The sequence below is a fragment of the Ameyamaea chiangmaiensis genome, from assembly GCF_013376175.1.
GTDB lineage: Bacteria > Pseudomonadota > Alphaproteobacteria > Acetobacterales > Acetobacteraceae > Ameyamaea > Ameyamaea chiangmaiensis.
This window is the reverse complement of sequence record NZ_JABXXR010000311.1, coordinates 1-1,242: the sequence shown is the minus strand read 5'-3', so window position 1 is coordinate 1,242 and position 1,242 is coordinate 1. Positions and strand designations below refer to the sequence as shown.

The window sequence follows — 1,242 nt, the reverse complement described above, 5'->3', positions numbered from 1 at the left end:
CCAGGTCAGCCGCCAGCGACTCGGCCACGCGCATACCCGCCGCCGACGCGTTGCGCGCGCCGACAATGCCGACATGGCGTCGCGACAGCAGCGCGGCATCGCCCAGTACAGACAGAACTGACGGCGCATCCGGAATCGCCGCCAGGGTTTCGGGATACAAACGATCCCCCAGCAGCAGTATCCGGCCGCCCAGCGCCTGCGTGGCGGCGATCTCGTCTTCTATCTGTGCCGTGGTCGGCACGCGAAGCGCGCGACCCAACCCGGCCTTGCGGGCCTTGTCGGGCACGGCGGCCAGCGCGGCCTCCGGAGTGTCGAATTCGCGCAGCAGACGGCGATAGGTGCGCGGACCCACGTTTTCGGTCCGTGCGAGGCGCAGATACGCGGCCAGCCGGGGTCCGGCCGGCGGGCCGCCCGTCATCGGCCGCCGATCCGCGATTCCTGACCGGCGAGCAGGCGACGGATATTGGCGTGATGGCGCGCCAGAACCAGCAGCGCGATGACAAAGCCCGCCAGCGCGACCGGGGAGCCGAACCCTTCACCACGCAACGGGGCCAGCATCCACGGCATCGCCACGAACGCCGCCAGCGCCCCGGCCGAGGAGATCCGGCTCAGCCGCGCCACCGCCAGCCAGATGACGCAGCACAGCAGGCCCGTGATCGGCGACAGCGCCAGCACGGCGCCCAGACCGGTCGCCACCCCCTTGCCGCCGCGAAACTTCAGCCAGATCGGGAAACAATGCCCCACGACCACCGCGACGGCGGCGAACGCCTCGGCCCGCGCGGCGAACAGCGGGGCCACGGCCAACGCGACCAGAACCGCGACCGCGCCCTTGAGGGCATCAAGCGCCAGCGTCGCCGCCGCAAGACCCCGCCGCCCGGTGCGCAGGACATTCGTCGCCCCGATATTGCCCGAGCCGATGCTGCGCAGGTCACCGGCACCGTAATACCGGGTCAGCAGCAACCCGAACGGAATGCTGCCCAGCACATAGCCCAGCAGTGTCAGGCCCAGCAGAAGCGGGATCATCCCGTCCGAAAACGTGCTGACCAGCCTCATCCGACGGCCCCTCCACCGAACACGCACCGACCGGCCTTGTAGGTCGCAAGCACCCGTCCCTCCAGCGCGCGGCCGTCGAACGGGGTGTTCTGCGCCCGTCCTGGCATGCCGCCGGCCACGACCTGCCAGGCACGCTCGGCGTCGAACAGGCACAGATCGGCAACGGCGCCCTCGGCCAGCCGCCCGGCC

General features: G+C 71.1%; 2 protein-coding genes and 1 pseudogene. All 3 read right to left on the bottom strand.

Going from position 1 to position 1,242, the window contains the following annotated elements; all coding sequences use genetic code 11:
* A partial coding sequence (locus HUK82_RS16675; RefSeq protein ID WP_176614974.1) for a DNA-processing protein DprA occupies window positions 1-418 on the bottom strand: 418 nt, incomplete at its 3' end.
* Window positions 415-1,053 (bottom strand): glycerol-3-phosphate 1-O-acyltransferase PlsY, encoded by a 639-nt coding sequence (gene plsY, locus HUK82_RS16670; RefSeq protein ID WP_246495324.1) that lies wholly within the window; start codon window positions 1,051-1,053, stop codon window positions 415-417. The genes HUK82_RS16675 and plsY, both read right to left, overlap by 4 nt.
* Window positions 1,050-1,242 (bottom strand): annotated as a pseudogene (locus HUK82_RS16665) (dihydroorotase); the annotation flags it as partial. The gene plsY and the pseudogene HUK82_RS16665, both read right to left, overlap by 4 nt.